Source organism: Streptomyces sp. NPDC039462 (assembly GCF_055639375.1).
Window position 1 is genome coordinate 91,757 of sequence record NZ_JBVKAO010000005.1, and the last position, 20,017, is coordinate 111,773.

Consider the following 20,017-nt stretch of genomic DNA (forward strand, 5'->3'; position numbering starts at 1 on the left):
CATGGACGCCTTCAACTCCCTCATGGACGGCTTCGGCACGGCCCTCACCCCGGTCAACCTCCTCTGGGCGGCCGTCGGCGTCCTCCTCGGCACCGCGATCGGCGTGCTGCCCGGCATCGGCCCGGCGATGGCCGTCGCCCTGCTGCTCCCGGTGACGTACGGACTCGAACCGACCGGCGCCTTCATCATGTTCGCGGGCATCTACTACGGCGCGATGTTCGGCGGCTCCACCACCTCCATCCTGCTCAACACACCGGGGGAGAGCGCGGCCGTCGTCGCCGCCATGGAAGGCCATCCGATGGCCAAGGCCGGGCGGGGCGCGCAGGCCCTCGCGGCCGCCGCCATCGGCCACTTCGCGGGCGGCATGATCGGCACACTCCTGCTGGTGGCCCTGGCGCCCACCGTCGCCGACCTCGCCGTCGACATCGGCGCGCCCGACTACTTCGCCATCATGGTCCTCGCGTTCATCGCGGTCACCTCCGTGCTCGGCTCCTCGCGCGTCCGCGGCCTCGCCTCGCTCCTCATCGGCCTGACCATCGGCCTGGTCGGCCTCGACCAGATGACCGGCCAGCAGCGGCTCACCTTCGGCTCCCTCCAACTCGCCGACGGTGTCGACGTGGTGATCGTCGCGGTGGGCCTCTTCGCGATCGGCGAGGCCCTCTGGGTCGCCGCCCACCTGCGCCGCACCAGCGCCCGGGCGATCCCGGTCGGCCGCCCCTGGCTGGGCAGGGACGACGTCAGGCGCACCTGGAAGTCCTGGCTGCGCGGCCCCCTCATCGGCTTCCCGTTCGGCGCGATCCCGGCGGGCGGCGCGGAGATCCCGACGTTCCTGTCGTACGTGACGGAGAAGCGGCTTTCGAAGCACAAGGAGGAGTGGGGCAAGGGCGCCATCGAGGGCGTCGCGGGCCCCGAGTCGGCGTCGTCCGCCTCGGCCGCGGGCACCCTCGTCTCCATGCTGACGCTCGGCCTGCCCACGACCGCCGTCGCCGCCGTGATGCTCGCCGCCTTCCAGCAGTACGGCATCCAGCCGGGACCGCTCCTCTTCGAACGCGAGGCCGACCTGGTCTGGGGCCTGATCGCCTCACTCTTCGTCGGCATGGTGCTGCTCCTGGCCCTGAACCTGCCCCTCGCCCCGCTCTGGGCGAAACTCCTGCGCATCCCGCGCCCCTACCTCTACGCGGGCATCCTCTTCTTCGCGGCCGTGGGCGCCTACGCGGTCGGCGGTGAATCCCTCGACCTCGTCATCCTGCTCGTCATCGGCCTCATCGGCTTCGGCATGCGGCGCTACGGACTGCCCGTGCTGCCCGCCGTCATCGGCGTCATCCTCGGCCCGAACGCGGAGCAACAGCTGCGCAGAGCCCTGCAGATCAGCGACGGCAGCGTCCGCGGCCTCGTCGACACACCGTTCTCCCTGACGGTCTATGGACTCGTCGTCCTGATCCTGGCGTGGCCCTTGTTGAAGAAGGCGGTGTCGCGGGCGCGCCGGCGTGACGTAGACGTAGAGGCATGACGACGCCCGAGAACGCCCTGCAGCACACGGACATCCGTCTCGCCACCGCCGCCGACGTCCCCGCCGTGCGGGCGGTCACGGACGCGGCGTACCACCACTACATCGAACGCATCGGGCTCGTCCCCAGCCCGATGGAGGCCGATCACGCGGCCGATGTCGCGGCGGGTTTCGTGTACGTCACCGGGGACCCCGTGGTGGGTCTCCTGGTGCTCGTCCCGCGTCCGTACGAGGGCCGGCTCCTCCTGGAGTCGATCGCGGTCCACCCCGATGCCGCGGGGCAGGGGGTGGGCCGCCGCCTGCTGTCCTTCGTGGACGACCACGCGCGTGCGCTGGGCCTGATCGAGATCCGCCTCTACACCAACGCGATGATGTGGGAGAACCAGAAGATCTACCCCCGGTACGGATACGAGTTCGTCGAGCGGCGGGTGGAAGGGCCGTACGACCGGATCCACTACCGCAAGCGGCTGGACACCTGACGGGATCTCACCCGTCGGGCCACCACGTCCGCTGGATGTCCTTGCGGACCTCGGGCCTCTCCTGCGGCCGCACCTCCGCCTCCTGGCGGTCCCGCACCCGGCGGCTGACGGACTTGCCCGCGGGTTTGTGCGTGGTCACTCGGCGCATGGCGGCCTCCCTGACTTCCGACTCCCTGCCTTACCGATGTCCATTCGAGGACCGCCGTAGACCTCTTGGCGGCCGCTTTCTGATCGAGGGCCGATTGTCAGTGGTGGCTGCGACCATCTGGGGATGACGAACAACGAGGCGATCGCGCCCGTCGATTGGGACGCCCCGGCAGCCACCTTCGACGACGAACCGGACCACGGCCTGCGCGACGAGACGGTGCGCCTGGCATGGGCGGACCGCCTGCGGGACTGGCTGCCCGACACCCCCGGAGACGTCCTCGACCTGGGCTGCGGCACCGGGAGCCTCGCCCTGCTCGCCGCGGACCGGGGCCACCGCGTCACCGCGGTCGACCTGTCCCCGGCCATGGTGGAGCGGGCCCGCGAGAAGCTGGCGGGCCGGGGCGCCGAGGTCCTCGTCGGCGACGCGGACCACCCGCCGGTCGCGGGACGGCAGTTCGACGTCGTCCTGGCTCGGCACATCCTCTGGATGCTGCCCGACCCCGAGGCGACCCTGCGGCGCTGGCGCGGACTGCTGCGCCCCGGCGGCCGGCTGATCCTGATCGAGGGCGTGTGGGGCACGGTGGCCCCCGCCGGGCTCCCGATGCCCCGCCTGGTCTCGGCCCTCACCCCACTCGTCTCCCACCTCCACTCCGAGCGCCTCTCGTGGGACGCGCGACTGTGGGGCAGACAGGTCGACGACGAGCGGTATGCGGTGGTGGGGGTGGTGCCGGCCGCTCCGGCCCGGCACACCGAGATCGTCGACGTCCACCTCATCCTGCGCCGCGGCGACGAGATCCTGCTGTCCCGCCGCACCGGGACCGGGTACGGCGACGGTCTGCTGCACCTCCCGTCGGGCCACGTGGAGGACGGCGAGGACGTCCGCGCGGCCATGCTCCGTGAGGCGCGCGAGGAGGCCGGCCTCGACCTGACCCCCGCCGACCTGCGCGCGGAGGCGGTCGTCCAGCACCGCGGCCCCGGCGAGGCACCGCGCACGGGCTGGTTCTTCTCGGCGGAGCACGGCGCGGGCGGCGAGCCGTTCAACGCCGAACCGGCCAAATGCGCAGAGCTCGTCTGGCACCCCCTGTCCGCGCTGCCGCACGACATGGTGGCGTACTGCCGCGCGGCCCTGACCGCCTGGCACGCGGGCGAACGCTTCATCGTCCACTGGCAGTCGGACGACGAGCCCGTCGCGTACGACAGCGCCCGCACAGCGACACCGACACCACTGGCCCCCGCACGGGCCGGCGGAATCCACCACGTGGAGCTGTGGGTGCCCGACATCGAGGCGGCGGAGGACTCGTGGGAGTGGCTCCTGGGCGAGTCGGGCCACCTGCCCCACCGGCGCTGGGCACGCGGGCGCAGCTGGCGGCGCGCGGGCGAGGAGACGTACGTGGTCCTCGAAGAGTCACCCGATCTGCGGTCCGGCGGCCATGACCGGCACCGCCCCGGTCTGAACCACCTGGCGCTCCGGGTGCCGGACCGGGCCGAGCTCGACCGGATCGTGGCCGAGGCGCCCGGCCACGGCTGGACCCTGCTCTTCCCGGACCGGCACCCCCACGCGGGCGGTGAGGCCCATTACGCGGCCTACCTGGAGGACGCGTGGGGGTACGAAGTGGAGCTCGTCGCCGATTAGTCGGCGAGTAAGCCCTTGCCCATGGCCATCGCCTCCAGTTCCTCCAGGGCGCGGACCGCCGCGGCGGCAGCCGGCGGGTCCGTGGTGGGCAGGGCGCTCGCTGCGAACTCGTCCTCGTCCAGGCGGAGTACGGTGCCGCCGTCCGCCGAGCACCACAGGTCCAGGTCCAGGTCCTCCACCGTGAGGACGGAGCCGGTGCGGACCGCGGGGCGTGTGACGTCGCAGTACCAGCCCTTCAGGGTGCCGTCCGCGGCGTACACCTCCTTGATCGCGTACCACCGGTCGCGCCAGTAGTGCTCGGTGAAGACGTCGCCCGGCTCGAAGCGGACGAAGCCGAAGTCGCGGGCGTCGGGGGCCGCCCAGGGGGCGCGGACGGTGATCCGGGTTCCGTCGTCGCGGACGAGCCGTGCCGGGTAGCGGATCTTGGTGCGGCCCGCCTTGACCAGGGCGATCTCCAGGGTGACCGCCGGTGTCGCCGGGCCGGCCGGGTCAGCCGAGGGTGCGGACATGGCGGACCTCCGTCGCGCAGATCTCGTAACCGAACCACTTGTTGATCGCCAGCATCGGCCCGTTCCCGGCGTCGTTGCCCGTGAACGCCTCCGTGTAGCCCGCCGCGCGGGCCCGGTGCAGGGAGTCGTTCTTGGCGAGCTTGGCGAGGCCCCGGCCGCGGTGGGCGCGGGCGGTGCCCGTCATGTTGGACGCGTAGCGGCCCGCGCCGTCCGTGCGGGCCAGGCTGAACGCCGCAGGGCGGCCGTCCACCAGCGCCACGCTGGTCAGCTCCTGATCGACCAGCGGATGGTGCCAGGTCTCGGCGAGCCAGTGCTCGTAGTCCGCGAACTCGGCGGCCACATCGCTCGGTTCGTCCGCCACCGTCTCCGCGTCCAGCGCGAACAGCGCGCGTGCGTCGTCCGCGAACACCGAACCGCTGACCAGCTCCACCCCGGCCGACGGCTCCCGGCGGGGCGGCAGCGTGCCGTGCGCCAGGTCCAGGCGGAGGAAGTGCGCGCTGCGCCGCGCCCGGTAGCCGTGGCGCTCGGCGAAGGCGCGGTTCGCGGGCTCGTCGAGCACCCACGAGTAGACGGTGTGGGCGCCCGCGTCCGCGAGGTACTCCTCCGCGGTCCGCAGGAGCAGCGTTCCGGCGCCCCTGCCGAGCCGGTCCGGGTGGACGTAGACGTTGGCGTAGCCCTGGCCCGGCTCGGGGCTGTCGTAGGCGATGCCCACCTGCGCCGTGCCGATGATCTCGCCGTCCGTCTCGGCGACCAACTGCCGGTAGGCGGCGTCCGGATGGGCGTGCGCCCGGTCGAACGCGACGGACTCGGGAGTGGCGAGCATGGCGGGTACGCAGGCCCGGCGTACGGCGGCGAAACCCGCGTCGTCCGCGGCGGCTGTCGGCGCGCCGTGGGCGAGGGCTCGGACGATCACTGTCATGGAGCCGCACGCTACGTGCGGGGCGCGCGGGGCCGCCTCCCATTTTTCGCCGCCGCGACTGCTGCCATGACCGCCGCCGCGACCCTCGCGGCCGCGACGGTGCCGTCGAAGGCGCGACGTGCGGGACAATCGCTCCGTGACATTGAAGATCCACATCGATGGGGGCGCGAGCGACGCGCCGTACGAGCAGGTGCGGGCCCGGATCGCCGAGCAGGCGAGGTCCGGGGCGCTGCCGGTCGGCTACAAGCTGCCCACGGTCCGAGGGCTCGCCGAGTCGCTCGGGCTCGCCGCGAACACGGTGGCCAAGGCCTACCGTGCGCTCGAGTCCGACGGGGTCATCGAGACCCGGGGGCGGAACGGGACGTTCGTCGCGGCGGCGGGTGACGCGGCCGCGAAGGAGGCGTCCACCGCCGCACAGTCGTACGCCGAGCGGACCCGCCGCCTCGGCCTCTCGGAGGAGGACGCGCTCACCGCGGTACGAGACGCCCTGCGCGCCGCGTACGGAAGCTCCGGGTAGGCCCGGCCCATTACGGGGCCGGCCCCGGATCGCGCTCCTACAGATACAACCCCGAGTCCGCGCCCTCCCGCTGGTCCGGTACCGAGGTCGGGGCTGTGCCGCGGCGCAGGGCGAAGAGTTCGGCGAGGGTGGCGCCCTCGCGGCCCACGCCCTCTTCCGTGCCGAGCCAGTCCACCGCCTCGGAGCGGGTCAGCGCGCCGACCTCGATGCGGGCCAGGCAGCGGCCGGGGCGGACCACGGCGGGGTGCAGGCGCTCCAGGTCCTCGTTGGTCGTCACGCCCACCAGGACGTTCCGCCCCTGGCCGAGCAGCCCGTCCGTGAGATTGAGCAGGCGCGAGAGCGCCTGGCCCGCCGTGTGCTTCGCCTCCCCGCGGATCAGCTCGTCGCAGTCCTCCAGGAGCAGCAGCCGCCACCGCCCCTTCGCAGTCCCATCGTCCTCACCGATGGCGATGTCCATGAGGTAACCGACGTCGCTGAACAACCGCTCCGGGTCAAGGACGCAGTCCACCTGGCACCAGTCCCGCCACGACCGCGCGAGCGTCCGCAGCGCCGACGTCTTGCCCGTGCCCGGCGGTCCGTGGAGGAGGAGCAGCCGGCCCGAGATGTCATCGGGCACCGTCTTCATCAGCTTGTCCATGGCGTCGGCGACGGGCGCCGTGTAGTTGGGCCGCACCTCCTCCCACGTACCGGCGGAGATCTGCCGGGTGGTGCGGTGCGGGCCGCGCCGCGGGGAGACGTACCAGAAGCCCATGGTCACGTTCTCCGGCTGGGGCTCGGGCTCGTCCTGCGCGCCGTCCGTGGCCTGCTTCAGCACCTTCTCGGCGAGCTCGGCGGTGGTCGCCGTCACCGTGACGTCCGCGCCCCGGTTCCAGCGGGAGACCAGCAGCGTCCAGCCGTCGCCCTCGGCGAGCGTCGCGCTGCGGTCGTCGTCGCGGGCCGCGCGCAGCACCTTCGCCGCGGGCGGCAGCAGCGTGGAACCGGACTTGACGCGGTCGATGTTCGCACTGTGCGAGAAGGGCTGCTCGCCCGTCGCGAAACGGCCGAGGAAGAGGGCGTCCACGACATCCGACGGGGAGTCGCTGTCGTCGACGTTGAGCCGGATCGGCAGGGCGTCCTGGGGGTTCGCAGACATGCCGACATGATCCGGCACGCACCGCCCGCGCGCACCCGGTTTGCGCAGGCGCTCCGCTTGCGCCGTTCGCACTTCCGAGCGCCGTGGCCGCGGTGCGGAGCTGTGGTCCGGAACCTGTCCTACCGCGTATGACCCCCGATACGCTTGTCGCTGATGGGACGTCATGGGTGGTTTTCGGAAGCACGGCGGTGGCGACTCGTCGCACTGCTCGGAGTCGGTCTGGCCTTACTGGCCCTGGTGATCACGTTGATCGACACGCTTCCCGGGGACGGTGGCAGCACCAAGGGCACCACCCGGGACGGCGACAAGGTGCACGGCACGCCCGCGGTTCCGCCCAAGGACGCCGACCCGGAGGTCGGCTGGGGCTTCACCCACACCCAGTACAGCGCGGACGAGGGCGAGGAGGAAGCCGTCGAGCGCGTCCGCGCCGGACTCGCGGGACAGGGGCGGCCCGTCCCGCAGATCCAGCACATCATGGGCTGGGGTGCGGGCAACCCGGAGCCGGTCGACGGCCGTTACGACTTCTCCGACATGGACCGCCGGATCGACTTCGTCCGGGCGAGCAGAGGCACGCCCGTGGTCACGCTGTGCTGCGCACCGGACTGGATGAAGGGCGGCGAGCCCGGCGCGGAGAACACCGACTGGAGCCAGCAGGCTCTGGAGACCGCCCCGGAGCGCGAGCACTACGACGACTTCGCGCGGCTCGCCGCGACCGTCGCCAAGCGCTATCCCGACGTACGCCACTTCGTCGTCTGGAACGAGTTCAAGGGCTTCTGGAACAACGAAGAGGCCCGCTGGGACTACGAGGGCTACACCGAGCTCTACAACCTCGTCTACCGCGAGCTCAAGAAGGTCAACAGGGACATCATGGTCGGCGGTCCCTACCTGGTCATGGACAGCATCGACCCCCGCCAGACCCAGAACGCCTCCGAGGTGGAGGGGCCTTGGGGCCGGCTCGACCAGCGGCCTCTCGACGCCTTCGAGTACTGGAACAAGCACAAGAAGGGCGCGGACTTCGTCGTCGTCGACGGCGCCAGCTACACCGAGGACGACGAGCTGCTGCCCGACGAGTTCAAGGCCACCGACAAGTTCACGGCCGTCGGCGAGTGGGTGCGCGAGCGGACCGGGGACCTGCCCCTGTGGTGGGCCGAGTACTACGTGGAGCCCGGCGACAGCCAGGACAACCGCGACGACTGGTCCGAGGCGCACCGCGTGGCCGTCCACGCCTCGGGCCTCATGGCGATCGCCCGTGGCGGCGCCACCAGCGGCTTCTACTGGAACCCGCAGAAGCGGGGCGCGAAATGCGCGGGCTGCCTGTGGACGGCCACCCAACAGGCCGACGGCGGGGCGAAGTTGCCGATGCTGGAGCTCATCGAGCGGTTCGGCAAGGAGTTCGGCCCCGGCACGGCGTACGAGACGGTGACGGTCGCCGCCGACGACCGCCCCCACGTCCGCGTCCTCGCCGACGACGAGGCGGTCCTCGTGGTGAACACCCTCGACCGGCGGATCAGCGCGAAGGTCGACGGGCGCCGCGTCGACCTGGCGGGGTACGAGGTGCAGTGGCTGAAGCGCTGAACCTCACGCCACCGTCACCCCCCGCCGATCCTCACGCCATCGTCACGAACCGCTGGATCAGTGAAGCGAGCAGCACCGCGAGCAGCGGCAGCGAGAACCAGAAGCTGCCCTGCAGCCACCGCTGCTGTCGCACGCTCGGCGCCGCGGCGACCCGCACCACCTCGCGCGCCCCGAGCAGCAGCACGAGCGCGACGGCGGCGAGACCGCCCACCACCGACCACGGCGTCCAGGTCACCTTCGGCCCGACGGGCCCCGGATCGGCCCGCGCGACCCTGCCGTCCGGCCGCTCGCTCAGGGTGTAGACGGTCGCGTCGGCGTTGGCGAAGACCTTCTTGAGGTCCTCGCGGGCGTCGAGGTTGCGGACGAGCCGCGTCTCCCACGTCTTCGAGTAGCCGGCGTCCAGCTGCAGGAAGGCCGTCTGGCTGCGGTTGATCATCAGGTACGAGTTGGGTCCCGCGTCCTTGAGGGCCTTCGCCAGGCCGGACACCAGGACCGGGTCGGCGGGCGCGAGCGTCGGAACGTACTCCACCTTCTCCATGTCCCGGGAGCCCCACGGGATCGACGGCGTCACGTTGTTGACCGTGTCGTTGGTCATCCAGAGCAGCCGTGCCGTCGGCTCGTCGTGCGCGTACACGTACTCCATCGCGGCGACCTCGCCGGGACGGACCCGCTCGAAGGGTTCGTTGCCCCAGCGGGCCACCAAGAAACCGCCCATCAGGACGAGCCCGGCCAGGAGGGCGGCCAGCGGCGCGAGATGCACCCGGCCACCGCCACCGCCACCGCCACCGCCACCGCCACCGCCACGGTCGGGCTCGTCCGGTGTGCCGCCCGCGCGCGGGAACAGCGCAAGGCCGGCGAGCAGCGCCGCGCCCGGCAGCGCGAACATGAAGACGCGCAGGGCCATCTCGCCGCCGTACGACTGCATGCCGAAGCCCAGGAACGGCACGAAGGTGAGGACGAGGAGCGAGCGTTCGCCGTACTTGTGGAAGCGCCGCCGCCACCAGCCCCAGCAGGCGAACGCCATGACGCCGCCGGCCATCGCCACCCGCACGTACAGCACCAGTTTGTGGGTGGGATCGCCGCCCTCGATGCGTCCGGAGACCGACGAGGACACATTGCCGCCCACCCCGCCGACCCCGCCGAACAGCTCGCCGAAGTGCCCCGACCAGTACGGCTCGGCGAGGAAGCCGAGCCACACGACGACGAGCACCCCGAAGAGCAGCGGCAGGCCGCGCAGCTCCGAGCGGCCGACCAGGACGAGCACCGTAAGGACGCCGAGCATCACGAACGGCGTGAGCTGGTGCGCGGGGACCGTCGCGGCGAAGAGGCCGATCAGGACCAGGAGCAGCACCGCGCGTTCCCCGCGGCCGGCCGGCTCGACCTCGGCCTCGCCCGGGCGCCGCTTGGTCCACAGCACGCGCGGGGCGCGGAACCACACCAGGAGCACGGCGACGAAGACGATGTAGAGGAGGTACGTGAAGCCCTGCGGGGAGAAGTAGTCCTGACCGACCCAGCCGCTCAGGACGAAGATCCACAGACCCGCCCACTTGGCGCGCCAGGCCGCCCTGATCGACCGCACGAGCAGGAACATCGGGGCCAGGTACAGCAGTTGGATCGCCGTCGGCCACCAGCGGATCACCTCGGTCATGTCCGAGACGCCGCACGCCTCCGCGACGAAGGTGGCCGCGGCGAAGAAGCCCGGCCAGCTCCAGCGCGCGTCCAGATCGGGCACCGCGGAGCCCGTCCGGTCGATGTACTCCATGAAGCCCAGGTGCTGCCAGGCCGTGGCGAACCGCGGCTCGGTCTCGACGACCGCGGGCAGCGCGTGCAGCGACACGACGGTGGCGAGCAGGGTGAGCAGGAGGAGGCTCTTGACCGGCCGGTCCATCCAGAGCAGCGCGGCGAACACGACGACCAGGAGGGCGGCGCCGACCAGCGTCGGCGTCGGGAGCACGGAGATCAGACCGAGCCCGCCCATGCCGTCCAGGTCCTTCTCGCCGAGACCGAGGACGGGCAGCCAGTACAGGGCGAGCGCGGCGGCGAGGAGCAGCGCCATGACGAGGATGTGGCGGCGGGGGGCGCGCGGTGGCGGGGCCGGTTCCTCGGGGGCCGCCGGTTCCGGAGGCGCTGTTACGGGTTCTGCCGGTGCCGCCGGTTCCGGAGGAGCTGCGACGGGCTCTGCCGGTGCCGCCGGTTCCGGGGGAGTTGCTGGCGCCGCGTCCTCCACGGCGTCGGGCACGTGGTCCGGTTCAGGCCCCGGGACGGGTGTGGTGTCCGGCCCGGCCGGGGTTCTCAGCGCCCAGGTCGGCCGGTGGTCCATGTCGTCCCCCTCGCTCCGCGCCACGGGCGTCCCCGCCGCGGGCGTGCCAGGACCGGGGCGCACGTCCGGCCTGCGCTCCTGGTGCTCGAAGTCGAGCTGCACCGCGAGCTGGAGTGTGTCCGAGTCGAGCGACTCGCGCAACGCCCACGCGGGCCCGCGATGCTGCTTGCGCTCCCCGTCCCTGGCCGAGGCCCCCGCCCGCACCTGTTCGGCGGGCGCGTCCGGCGTCCCCAGGTCGGCCAGGTCCCCGTCCGGCGCCGCCCCCGCGGCCTGCCCCGAGGGCGCCGCCCGCACCACGCGGTACAGCTTCGGCGCCGCGATGGCCACGATCACCGCCAGGCTGCAGATCTCCGCGACGCCCGCGCCGGTCAGCCCCATCCGCGGCAGCAGGATCAGCGTGAGGCCGAGCACCAGGACGCACAACAGGCCCTGCAGCCAGGCGATGCCGGACGTCTTGCTCTGCGCGCGCTGCACCGCGAAGTACGTCTCCATGACGACCCGCAGCAGCGCCCCCACCACGAACCAGCGCAGCAGCGGAGTGGCCGCGTCCGCGTACCCCCGGCCGAACATGCTCAGGATCAGCGGTGCGGCCAGGAAGAGGATCCCGCACACCGGCAGCATGATCACCGCCATCCGGCGCAGCGCCGAGCGGGTGTTGGCGGCGAGCAGCGCCGGATCGTGCGCGCCCTCCACGGTCAGCGAGGCACCCATGTTGATGGCGAGGAGGTTGATGGTGCTGCCGATGGTGGTGGTGATGTAGAAGTACGCGTTGTCGACCGAGCTGACCTGCGACGCCACGATCACCGGGACGAGGTAGACCACGGCGAGCGAGAAGAGCGAGCCGGTGTAGTCGCCGGCGAGGAAGCGGCCGATCTCGCGCAGCGTCGGCGGCTGCGCCTTCCCCTCGGTGGCCTGCACGTGCCGCGGCACCAGGCGCCGGAAGACCAGCCAGCCGAGCGGGATCACCGACACGAGGATCGAGGCGACCCAGGACACGAAGACGCCCGCGGTGGGGATCGCGGCGGCGATCGCGATGAGCAGCGCGAGCTTGGCGACCGAGAAGACGGTGTTGCCCACCGGCACCCAGAGCGCGCTGCGCAGCCCGGTCAGGACGCCGTCCTGCAGCGTCAGGACCGACCAGGCCACCACGGCGAGGACGAAGCCGACGCCGTGGACGGGACCGTGCAGGAAGCGGTACGAGGGTCCCCAGAGGTCCAGTGTGAGCAGGAAGAGGACGGCGGCGAGCGCCACCACGGCGGAACTGCCCGCGTACGTACGGAAGATGAGCTTGCCCGTGGCGCGCCCCGCGATGGGGATGAACCGCGCGAGGGCGCCCATCAGCGTCAGCGCGGCGAGCCCCGCGAGGAGCTTCATCGCGGCGATCGCCGCCGAACCCTGACCGACCGCCGACTCCGAGTAGTACCGGGCGGCGGCCAGCCAGAAGCCCACGCCGAGCACGCCGGAGATGCCGGTGTTGAGCATCAGTGCGTACGCGTTGCGGAACAGCGGGCTCTGATCGTCTCCACGGCCCGGCAGGCGCATCCTGCGGGCCCTGCCGAACTTGCCGGACTTACCGGTCTTGCTTAATTTACCGGACTTACCGGGCTTGCCGGACGGTGACCGGCCCCCGGCGCTCGCGGAATCGGGGGCGCCGGCCTGGGCCGTGGTCGTGTCAGACACTGGAACGCGTTGCCTTCCGACGTACCTGTCGGGCTCTGCGGACCACGGCGTACCCCTTGGTGAGGGCGCGGTCCCTGGCGAAAATGCGGCCGATCGAGCGGCCGGTCACGAGCCGCTCGAACTCCTCGGCCCCTGTGGTGCGCCGCACGGTCACGCGCCGCAGCGCGTACGGCCCCTGCGTCCGGCACGCCAGCCGGTTGCCGACGGCGAGGGCCTGGCCGAAGCCCGTCTCGCGCACCCGCTCCCGCACCCGGCGGTCGGAGTAGCCGAACGGGTACGCGAAGGACACGGGCCGGGTGCCCAGCTCGTCGGTGACGATGTCGCGGCAGCGCCGCAGCTCGGAGCGGAGCCGGTCGTCGTCGAGCTGGTCGAGTTCGGGGTGGGTGTGGCTGTGCCCGCCGATCTCGGCCCCGGCGGCGGCGAGTTCGCGCACCTGGTCCCAGTCGAGCATGCGGTCGGGGGCGCCCCCGGTGTCGTACGCCCCGCGCAGCCAGCCGGTGGTGACGAAGAGGGTCGACGCGAAGCCGTGCCCGGCGAGCACGGGCAGCGCGTACCGGTGCACGCCCTCGTAGCCGTCGTCGAAGGTGATCAGGACGGGCCGCTCGGGCAGTGACCCGCAGGAAGTGCGCCAGAGAGCGGCCAGCCGGGCGGTCGTGAGCGGGGTGAAGCCGCGCTCGGCGAGCACCTTCATCTGGCGTTCGAAGGCGTCGGGGGAGACCGAGAGGTCGTGCGTCGCGGCGTTCGGCGCGCGCGCGACGGAGTGGTACATCAGTATCGGCACGGGTCCCGTGCTCATGCGGCAGCCCCCTCGCCGCCCGTCTCTGCCGTCCCGGCGATCTCCACGACCGAGAACGTCGCGCCTCCCCTGCGCGCACGGACGCTCCCGAGTACGTACCCCCCCGCCGCGGTGAGCACTCCCGCCACGATGGCCCCCGCGCGCCCCGCACCGCCCGGGCGGCCGAGCGCCGCGTCGCGCAGGCCGCGGGCGACCCCGGCGGGCAGGACGCGCGTGGTGTAGCGCCGCTCGGACTCGAGGCCCTTGGCGGCGCCGACACTTCGGGAGACGAGTGCCTTGGAGAGGCCTTCGGCGTACGTCCGCGTACGGAAGTAGCGGAATCGTTCCCGCGCGGCGGGCACCCGGTGGTGGATCACCGAGCGGTCGTCGATGAGCAGGACGGCGTCCGGTCTCGTGCGGGTGAGGCGGATGCAGAACTCCGTCTCCTCGCAGCCCAGCGGCCGTTTGTCGCCGTCCCGTCCGATGCCCGTGGCGAAGCCGCCCGGCGCGGCGAAGGCGGTGCGCCGGAAGGAGGCGTTACCGCCGAGGACGTTGCGCACCCGCACCCGTCCGCGGGGCAGCCCCTTGTACGTGCAGCCGACCACCCAGTCGAATTCCTCGGGGAACCAGTCCGGCCGCCGCCCGGACTCCCAGGCGGGCAGGGTGCGGCCGCCGACGGCGAGGACCCGCGGGTCCTCGAACGCCTCGGCGAAGTACCGCAGCCAGTCCCGCTCGGCGACGGCGTCGTCGTCGAGGAAGGCGATGAAGTCGCCGCGGGCGGCGGCGATCCCGGTGTTGCGGCCCGCCGAGAGGCCGCGGGGGCCCGCGTTCGCGAGCACCCGCACACCCTCGGTCTCCTTGTACTCCTTGGTGAGGCGGTCCAGGAGCGAGGCGTTGTGGTCGACCACGAGAAGGGTTTCCAGCGCCGCACGTGACTGCGCGCGCACCGAGGAGACCGCCGCGAGAATGTCCTCCCAGCGGTCCTCGGTGTACACGCAGATTACGACGGATGTGTCCCCGTTCAAGACCCTTCTCCCTGACCGGCCCGGAGCGGCAGCCCCCGGCCGCCCTTGCGCCGCCCGCCGCGCCTGCCGCGGCTGGAGCGCTCGGAGAGGATCACCTTCAGTACGCGGATGCCGTCCCGGACGGCTCTGAGGTTGCTGGTGCCGTGGATCCGCAGGTACTCGTGGCTCGGGATCTCCTGGACCTTGAGCCCGGCCTTGACGACCCGGATGTTCATCAGGGTCTCGACCTCGAAGCCGGTGCAGTCGAGCTCGATCTTGTCGAGGCAGTGCCGCCAGAAGGCGTTGTAGCCGTAGCACAGGTCGGTGTAGCGCGCGCCGAACTTGGTGTTCACCACGGAGCACAGGACGTGGTTGCCGAGCTTGCGGATGGGCGTCATGTCGTCCGTGCCGCCGCCGTTGGCGAACCGGGAGCCCTTGGCGAAGTCCGCGCCCGAGACGAGGGCGGAGACGTAGGAGACGATCTCGTTGCCGTCGGCGGAGCCGTCGGCGTCGACCATCACGATGATGTCGCCCGTGCACGCGGCGAAGCCGGTGATGAGAGCGTCACCCTTGCCCTTGCCGAGCTGGCGGACGACCTTCACGTCCGGCCACAGCTCACGGGCGACCGCCACCGTGTCGTCGGTGGAATTGCCGTCCACGAGGACGACCTCGTGCACCCATTCGGGCAGTGTCTTGAAAACGTACGGAAGATTCTCCGCTTCGTTCATGGCCGGTATCACCACACTGACGGGTGGGGTGATCGCCAAGTGCGTGGAGATCGGCCGGTAGTTCCTTGAGATCTCTTCCAATGGCTCTTGCCCGGCGTCTGCCGGGCGCACAAAAGAAGTCATGAGTCCGGTGGTCCCTCTCGTCCGGTGGACGGCCCGCCCCCGGGCAGTCCGGAAATTGATCCGGTTCGAAAGGGGGGTTCTCACTTGAGCGTGACGAAATGGATCTCCGTGCATGCCGAGTGAGCTGGCATTTGCGCGGGACGTGACTCGGTGAAAGAGCGGTCACCGAGCACGGCACCCCCCTACCGCGCCCGCACCGGCATCACCGCGATCTTGAGCCCTCCCCTTGATCGCATTGCGTGATGGACCGTTGCGGGTGGATGTACGACGGTATTGATGAATGAGACTGTATGGCAAGACCTGGAGCGTGGTCCCACGTTTTTCATGATTTGCGTAAACTGTTCGATCTTATTCGGACCGGCTTATTCCCTGCCCCTAGATCGAATTCGACCCATACGCTTGAGCAGTTTGTCGGCCGGTTCGAACAATTCCGGTCGTGACTGCACGGTGTTGCGCAGCGCCCTGACCGGGGCACGCCGCGCCCGGTGCCCGAACGCCGCTGGACGGCGGAGCGCCACCCACCCCTCGGACACGACGAGTTCACGTGTCTTGAGGGAGTCCTTGTAGGCCTTCTGGCCGCGGCCGAGATCGATGTGCGCGATCCCGTCGGCGGCGGCGCCCTCGGCCATGTGCAGGTGCATGATGAGGCCGGGCGAGTACTTCGCGTAGGCCGGGTCGTACGCCGGGAACCAGCAGGTGTGGATCCGCTCGGAACGCAGCCCGAAGTGCGCGGCGACCGGCACGTCGGCGGCGTAGAGGACAGAGAGGACCCCGGCGAAGGAGTCGGTGCGGGTGTGGAAGAGCCGGCGCAGCAGCCGGACGATCCAGGGGCGTGCGAAGCGGTCGCTGCGGCCCGTCCTGCGGTACTGCGCGGACTTCCAGCCCATCAGCGTGGTGAGGACCGCGGGGTCGCGCTCGTCGTGCACGTACCGCACGGCGCCGTGGTCGCGGCCAAGTCTGCGCTCCTTGGCGAGCGTCGGCTTGAGGAACTTCGGGGACTCCTCGCGGAGCTGGCGGAGATAGGCCTCGTACCCCTGGTCGAGATCGATGACGGGGGAGGCGAAGGTGCCCGAGGCGTGCGCCTCGAACGGCGTCTGACCGGCCACCAGATGGTCGAATTCCCACAGGGAGAGCCCGCAGGCCCGCAACAGCTCCCTGGCATCCCAGTCGAAGCCCGGCCGGTGCACCAGGCCCTGGCAGTCGGAGACGCCGAGACCGATGGCCCGGCCGATGCCGGTGGCCGATCTCTGGAAGGGGAGGAACGCGGCGGGCCCGCCGTCCTCGCGCGCCACGGCGATCCGCACCCCGCGCCGCTCGTGCCCGATCGCGAGTGCGAACTCGGGGGAGAGGAAGGGGTTGGCGAGACCGGGCGAGCCGTGGAGGTGCGCCTTGGACTGCAGCGCGGTCCACGCCGCCCGGTCGGCCGAGGTGAGTTCGCCGGGGCGGTGCACGGTGATGTTCACGTCAGGTGGTCCACCTTCTCGCCGGACGGCCGCGCAGCCGTCGCACCACGGTCAGCAGGAGGATGAGCGAACTGAGGGCGGCGACCGCGGCGACACCGCCGCGCACCGACCACACGTGCAGCGCCAGCATGCCCTGGGCCACGAGCAGGTTGACCGCGGCGGCCCCGGACACGGACACCACGGCCCTGCCCCACGGTGTGAGGGCCCGCAGTGCCGCGCCGATCGCGGCCCCGGGCGCGGCGAGGAGGAAGAAGAGGGTGCACGGGCCGCGCAGCGGTGAGTCCAGGTCGACGAGCGCGAGCACCGCGCCGACCCCGCCGACGGCGACGGCCGCCCCCGCGAGCAGCGGTACCAGGTCGTGGCGGCCGCCCCCTCCGGTGTGCTGCCCCGTGTCCGCTGGTGGTGCCTTGACGTTGGTCTGCATGGGCGACTTTGCCCCCCGACGCGCCGGATGCCGGGCTTCAATGTCGCCCACCCCTCGGCGGCCCGTCAAGATGCGGAGAGGGCGTGCAAATGTTCCCCGCCACAACCGGTCGAAGCTGAACTTCCCGCGATCACAAGGGAATTGTTCAAGAACTTATTGACATGGACACTATCGGTGGTCGGGGGTGCGTGCTACCACGGTCGAGGCAGAAACCCTGCTAAGGGAGGTTCCATGAAATTGTCCCGGATCACGGCATACGTGTCCTCGCTCCTCCTTGCGGCCGCCTTCGCGCTCACCGGCGCGGCAGCGGCCCGCGCCGAACAGTCGTCCGACCAGAAGGCCGCGGCCACCGGCTATGTGGCCCTCGGCGACTCCTACTCGTCGGGCGTCGGCGCCGGCAACTACGACAGCGGAAGCGGCAGTTGCAAGCGCAGCACCCGCGCCTACCCCGCCCTGTGGGCAGCCGCCCACTCACCCTCGAGCTTCGCCTTCACCGCTTGCTCGGGCGCTCGTACGGGTGATGTTCTGGCGAACCAGCTGGGTCCGCTCGGCGCCGGCACCGGCCTCGTCTCCCTCTCCGTCGGCGGCAACGACGCGGGCTTCGCCGACGTCATGACGACCTGTGTGCTGCAGTCCGAGAGCAACTGCCTGGCCCGCATCGACCAGGCGCGCCGGTACGTCGACACCACGCTCCCCGGGAACCTCGACAGGGTGTACGACGCGATCAGGGCGAAGGCCCCCTCCGCCCGCGTCGTCGTCCTCGGCTACCCCCGCTTCTACAAGCTCAGCGGCAGCTGCGCCGCCGGCCTCTCCGAGCGCGAGCGGGCCGCCATCAACGGCGCGGCGGACTATCTCAACGCCGCCACCGAAAAGCGCGCCGCCGACCACGGCTTCGCCTTCGGTGACGTCACCTCCACCTTCGCGGGGCACGAGATCTGCTCCGGCAGCCCCTGGCTGCACAGCGTGAACTGGCTCAACATCGGCGAGTCCTACCACCCCACCGCCGCCGGCCAGTCCGGTGGCTACCTCCCGGTCTTCACCGCGGCGGCCTGACCCCCACCGGCTGTCCGTACCCGTTCGGCGTGTAGGAGGCCCCGCCCGTCGGGGTCTCCTCCTCACAGGTGACCGTGTACGCCACCGAGTTCGACGTCGTCTCCACGGGCTTGCGCACCTGGACGCTGATCGCGTTCTCGTACGTCCCGCCGCCCGTGTCGTACGCCGTCTCGACGTGATTGACCTGCCGGGTCTTGCTCCCCGAGGGGAAGGACAGGGTCTTCCAGCCTGGCTCGCTCGGCTCACCGGACTCCGTCACCCAGCGGTACTCGACGGTGGCGGGGACGCGCCCCACCGTGAACGTCGCGGTGAACGACGGAGCGTGAGCGGCCGCCGGCGGACACGCGCCCTCGTACTGCGTGTAGGCGCCCGAGACGTGCACCTTCACGGACTGCGGGGCCGGGGTGCTGCCCCCGCTCCCGCCGCTTCCGCCGTTCCCCCCGCTCCCTCCGTTGTTTCCGTCGCCTCCGCCGCCGCCGTCCGTGGAGCCGCCGTCGTCGCCGTTCCCGTCCGTGGAGCCGGTCGACCCGCCTCCGCCGGAGCCGCCGTCCGACCCCTCCGACGTACTGCCGCCGCCCCCGGCGGACTGGCCGCTGCTGTCACTGCCTTCGTTGCCGCTCCCGCCTCCGCCGTCGTCGCGACCGACCAGGTAGTAGGTGAGCCCGCCGAGCGCGAGCGCCAGGGCGACGAGGCCCGCCACCAGGACGGCCACCGCCCGGCGGGACCGGTCGGGCCCGGCCGTCGACGTGTCGGTGGTGGCCGTGGTGGGCCACGGCGCGGGGGCGGGCAGGGGAGCGGGCGGCGTCGGCTCGGGCGGGGGCCGCTCGGCCGTGGTCGTCGGCATGTAGGGGAGCGCGGACCCGGTGCGCGGCGTGCCGCCCGAGGCGACGGTGCGCAGATCGCGCTCGGCGTCGGCCGCGGACATCCGCTCGTCCGGATCCTTGCGCAGCAGCCCCTCGATGACCGGGGTGAGCGGCCCGGCGCCGCGGGCGGGCGGCAGCGGCTCGTCCACCACCGCGCGCAGCGTGCTCAGCGGGGTGTCCTGGCGGAACGGCGAGCTGCCCTCCACCGCGGCGTACAGCAGTACGCCGAGCGACCACAGGTCGGACGCGGGCCCCGGCCGCTGCCCCAACGCCCGCTCCGGCGCGAGGAATTCCGGCGACCCGACGACCTCACCGGTCATCGTCAGCGCCGAACTCCCCTCGACCAGGGCGATCCCGAAGTCCGTGAGGACGACCCGGCCGTCGTTCGCGATCAGGACGTTGCCCGGCTTGACGTCGCGGTGCAGGACCCCGGCGTCGTGGGCGGCGCGCAGGGCGCCGAGGACCTCGGCGCCGATCCGGGCGGCCCGCTGCGGGGTGAGCGCTCCCTCGGCGTCCAGCACGTCCGACAGGGAGAGGCCGCGGACCAGCTCCATGACGATCCAGGGGCGGCCGCTCTCGCTCGCGACGTCGTAGACCGTCACCACGTTCCGGTGGGGGATGCGGGCGGCGGCCCAGGCCTCGCGCTCCAGGCGCGCGTACAGCCGGTCGACGTCACCCGCCGGGAGCCCGGCGGGGGCGCGCACTTCCTTGACGGCCACCTCACGGCCAAGCACCTCGTCACGGGCCCGCCACACGGTGCCCATGCCCCCCTCGCCCAACGGCGCCAGAAGGCGGTACCGCCCGGCGATCACGCGCTCTGGCCGGCTCACGGGCGCCCCCCATCCGCAGCGGTGCGATTCTCCACAAAAGTAGCTCAACCGAGCGCTGTTGCGGCCCCCTTGCACACCAATCCACACCCAAGAGCGAGCCCGCTCGCCCCAGTGACGCGGACATGGCGTCCGGGAACCCGCGTGAGATGGCCCACGTCACCGGAGCGCTGCCGCGCCACGGTCAGGACGTATGTCCAACTCGCCCTGGAATCAGTCGTATTCGGAGAGTAATCGTCAACCTCCTTGTGGGGTAGGTGAATCCTGCGACCGGGATACACGCGTGTCAGGATGGGGCGATAGGGTTAACCTGCCCTGGGCCGGGTGCCCTCGTACGGG

General features: G+C 71.8%; 17 protein-coding genes. 6 read left to right on the forward strand and 11 right to left on the reverse strand.

What is annotated here, in order from left to right:
- Nucleotide 1 precedes the first annotated feature (1 nt).
- On the forward strand, nucleotides 2–1,510 hold the full coding sequence (locus tag ACZ7LU_RS26175) for a tripartite tricarboxylate transporter permease (protein ID WP_398310039.1): 1,509 nt from the start codon (nucleotides 2–4) through the stop codon (nucleotides 1,508–1,510).
- The gene (locus ACZ7LU_RS26180; protein WP_471918185.1) at nucleotides 1,507–1,986 is read left to right on the forward strand and encodes a GNAT family N-acetyltransferase; all 480 of its coding nucleotides are present in this window, start codon (nucleotides 1,507–1,509) and stop codon (nucleotides 1,984–1,986) included. Before ACZ7LU_RS26175 ends, ACZ7LU_RS26180 begins: the two co-directional genes overlap by 4 nt.
- A 7-nt stretch (nucleotides 1,987–1,993) precedes the next feature.
- Here the strand turns inward: ACZ7LU_RS26180 and ACZ7LU_RS26185 are convergent, their stop codons facing one another.
- Entirely contained in the window at nucleotides 1,994–2,134 is a 141-nt protein-coding gene (locus tag ACZ7LU_RS26185) for a hypothetical protein (protein WP_398310033.1), read from the reverse strand.
- Between the two features lie 123 nt (nucleotides 2,135–2,257).
- Between ACZ7LU_RS26185 and ACZ7LU_RS26190 the strand changes: the two genes are divergently transcribed.
- Complete coding sequence (locus ACZ7LU_RS26190) at nucleotides 2,258–3,766, forward strand: trifunctional class I SAM-dependent methyltransferase/NUDIX hydrolase/VOC family protein (RefSeq protein WP_471918186.1); 1,509 nt, start codon at nucleotides 2,258–2,260, stop codon at nucleotides 3,764–3,766.
- Here ACZ7LU_RS26190 and ACZ7LU_RS26195 read toward each other — a convergent pair.
- Nucleotides 3,763–4,275 carry a ribonuclease FAU-1 family protein gene (locus ACZ7LU_RS26195; RefSeq protein WP_471918187.1) on the reverse strand — a complete coding sequence of 171 codons (513 nt, stop codon included), beginning with the start codon at nucleotides 4,273–4,275 and terminating at the stop codon, nucleotides 3,763–3,765. The genes ACZ7LU_RS26190 and ACZ7LU_RS26195 overlap by 4 nt on opposite strands.
- Complete coding sequence (locus ACZ7LU_RS26200) at nucleotides 4,256–5,194, reverse strand: GNAT family N-acetyltransferase (protein ID WP_471918188.1); 939 nt, start codon at nucleotides 5,192–5,194, stop codon at nucleotides 4,256–4,258. The genes ACZ7LU_RS26195 and ACZ7LU_RS26200 overlap by 20 nt, the downstream gene beginning before the upstream one ends.
- A 136-nt stretch (nucleotides 5,195–5,330) precedes the next feature.
- Between ACZ7LU_RS26200 and ACZ7LU_RS26205 the strand changes: the two genes are divergently transcribed.
- Nucleotides 5,331–5,711 carry a GntR family transcriptional regulator gene (locus tag ACZ7LU_RS26205; protein WP_398310021.1) on the forward strand — a complete coding sequence of 127 codons (381 nt, stop codon included), beginning with the start codon at nucleotides 5,331–5,333 and terminating at the stop codon, nucleotides 5,709–5,711.
- A 37-nt stretch (nucleotides 5,712–5,748) separates the two neighbouring features.
- Here ACZ7LU_RS26205 and ACZ7LU_RS26210 read toward each other — a convergent pair whose 3' ends face one another.
- Nucleotides 5,749–6,843 carry a DUF5925 domain-containing protein gene (locus tag ACZ7LU_RS26210; protein WP_471119217.1) on the reverse strand — a complete coding sequence of 365 codons (1,095 nt, stop codon included), beginning with the start codon at nucleotides 6,841–6,843 and terminating at the stop codon, nucleotides 5,749–5,751.
- A 153-nt stretch (nucleotides 6,844–6,996) separates the two neighbouring features.
- Between ACZ7LU_RS26210 and ACZ7LU_RS26215 the strand changes: the two genes are divergently transcribed.
- Entirely contained in the window at nucleotides 6,997–8,418 is a 1,422-nt protein-coding gene (locus tag ACZ7LU_RS26215; RefSeq protein WP_468561653.1) for a GH39 family glycosyl hydrolase, read from the forward strand.
- A 31-nt stretch (nucleotides 8,419–8,449) separates the two neighbouring features.
- Here ACZ7LU_RS26215 and ACZ7LU_RS26220 read toward each other — a convergent pair whose 3' ends face one another.
- The 6 genes from ACZ7LU_RS26220 to ACZ7LU_RS26245 form a co-directional block, all read right to left on the reverse strand.
- Complete coding sequence (locus ACZ7LU_RS26220) at nucleotides 8,450–12,418, reverse strand: lipopolysaccharide biosynthesis protein (protein WP_471918189.1); 3,969 nt, start codon at nucleotides 12,416–12,418, stop codon at nucleotides 8,450–8,452.
- Nucleotides 12,411–13,214, reverse strand: coding sequence for a polysaccharide deacetylase family protein (locus ACZ7LU_RS26225; protein WP_398310009.1), 804 nt, complete (start codon nucleotides 13,212–13,214; stop codon nucleotides 12,411–12,413). Before ACZ7LU_RS26225 ends, ACZ7LU_RS26220 begins: the two co-directional genes overlap by 8 nt.
- A complete protein-coding gene (locus ACZ7LU_RS26230; RefSeq protein ID WP_471918190.1) occupies nucleotides 13,211–14,218 on the reverse strand; it encodes a glycosyltransferase family 2 protein in 1,008 nt (335 codons plus the stop codon). Before ACZ7LU_RS26230 ends, ACZ7LU_RS26225 begins: the two co-directional genes overlap by 4 nt.
- A complete protein-coding gene (locus ACZ7LU_RS26235) occupies nucleotides 14,215–15,048 on the reverse strand; it encodes a glycosyltransferase family 2 protein (protein ID WP_471150295.1) in 834 nt (277 codons plus the stop codon). The genes ACZ7LU_RS26230 and ACZ7LU_RS26235 overlap by 4 nt, the downstream gene beginning before the upstream one ends.
- Nucleotides 15,049–15,410: 362 nt before the next feature.
- On the reverse strand, nucleotides 15,411–16,511 hold the full coding sequence (locus tag ACZ7LU_RS26240) for a GNAT family N-acetyltransferase (RefSeq protein ID WP_471918191.1): 1,101 nt from the start codon (nucleotides 16,509–16,511) through the stop codon (nucleotides 15,411–15,413).
- Between the two features lies 1 nt (nucleotide 16,512).
- Entirely contained in the window at nucleotides 16,513–16,935 is a 423-nt protein-coding gene (locus ACZ7LU_RS26245) for a hypothetical protein (protein ID WP_398309998.1), read from the reverse strand.
- A 231-nt stretch (nucleotides 16,936–17,166) separates the two neighbouring features.
- Between ACZ7LU_RS26245 and ACZ7LU_RS26250 the strand changes: the two genes are divergently transcribed.
- Complete coding sequence (locus tag ACZ7LU_RS26250) at nucleotides 17,167–17,988, forward strand: SGNH/GDSL hydrolase family protein (protein WP_471918192.1); 822 nt, start codon at nucleotides 17,167–17,169, stop codon at nucleotides 17,986–17,988.
- Here ACZ7LU_RS26250 and ACZ7LU_RS26255 read toward each other — a convergent pair.
- Complete coding sequence (locus tag ACZ7LU_RS26255) at nucleotides 17,972–19,615, reverse strand: serine/threonine-protein kinase (protein ID WP_471918361.1); 1,644 nt, start codon at nucleotides 19,613–19,615, stop codon at nucleotides 17,972–17,974. The two genes, ACZ7LU_RS26250 and ACZ7LU_RS26255, sit on opposite strands and share 17 nt — an antisense overlap.
- Nucleotides 19,616–20,017: the final 402 nt, after the last annotated feature.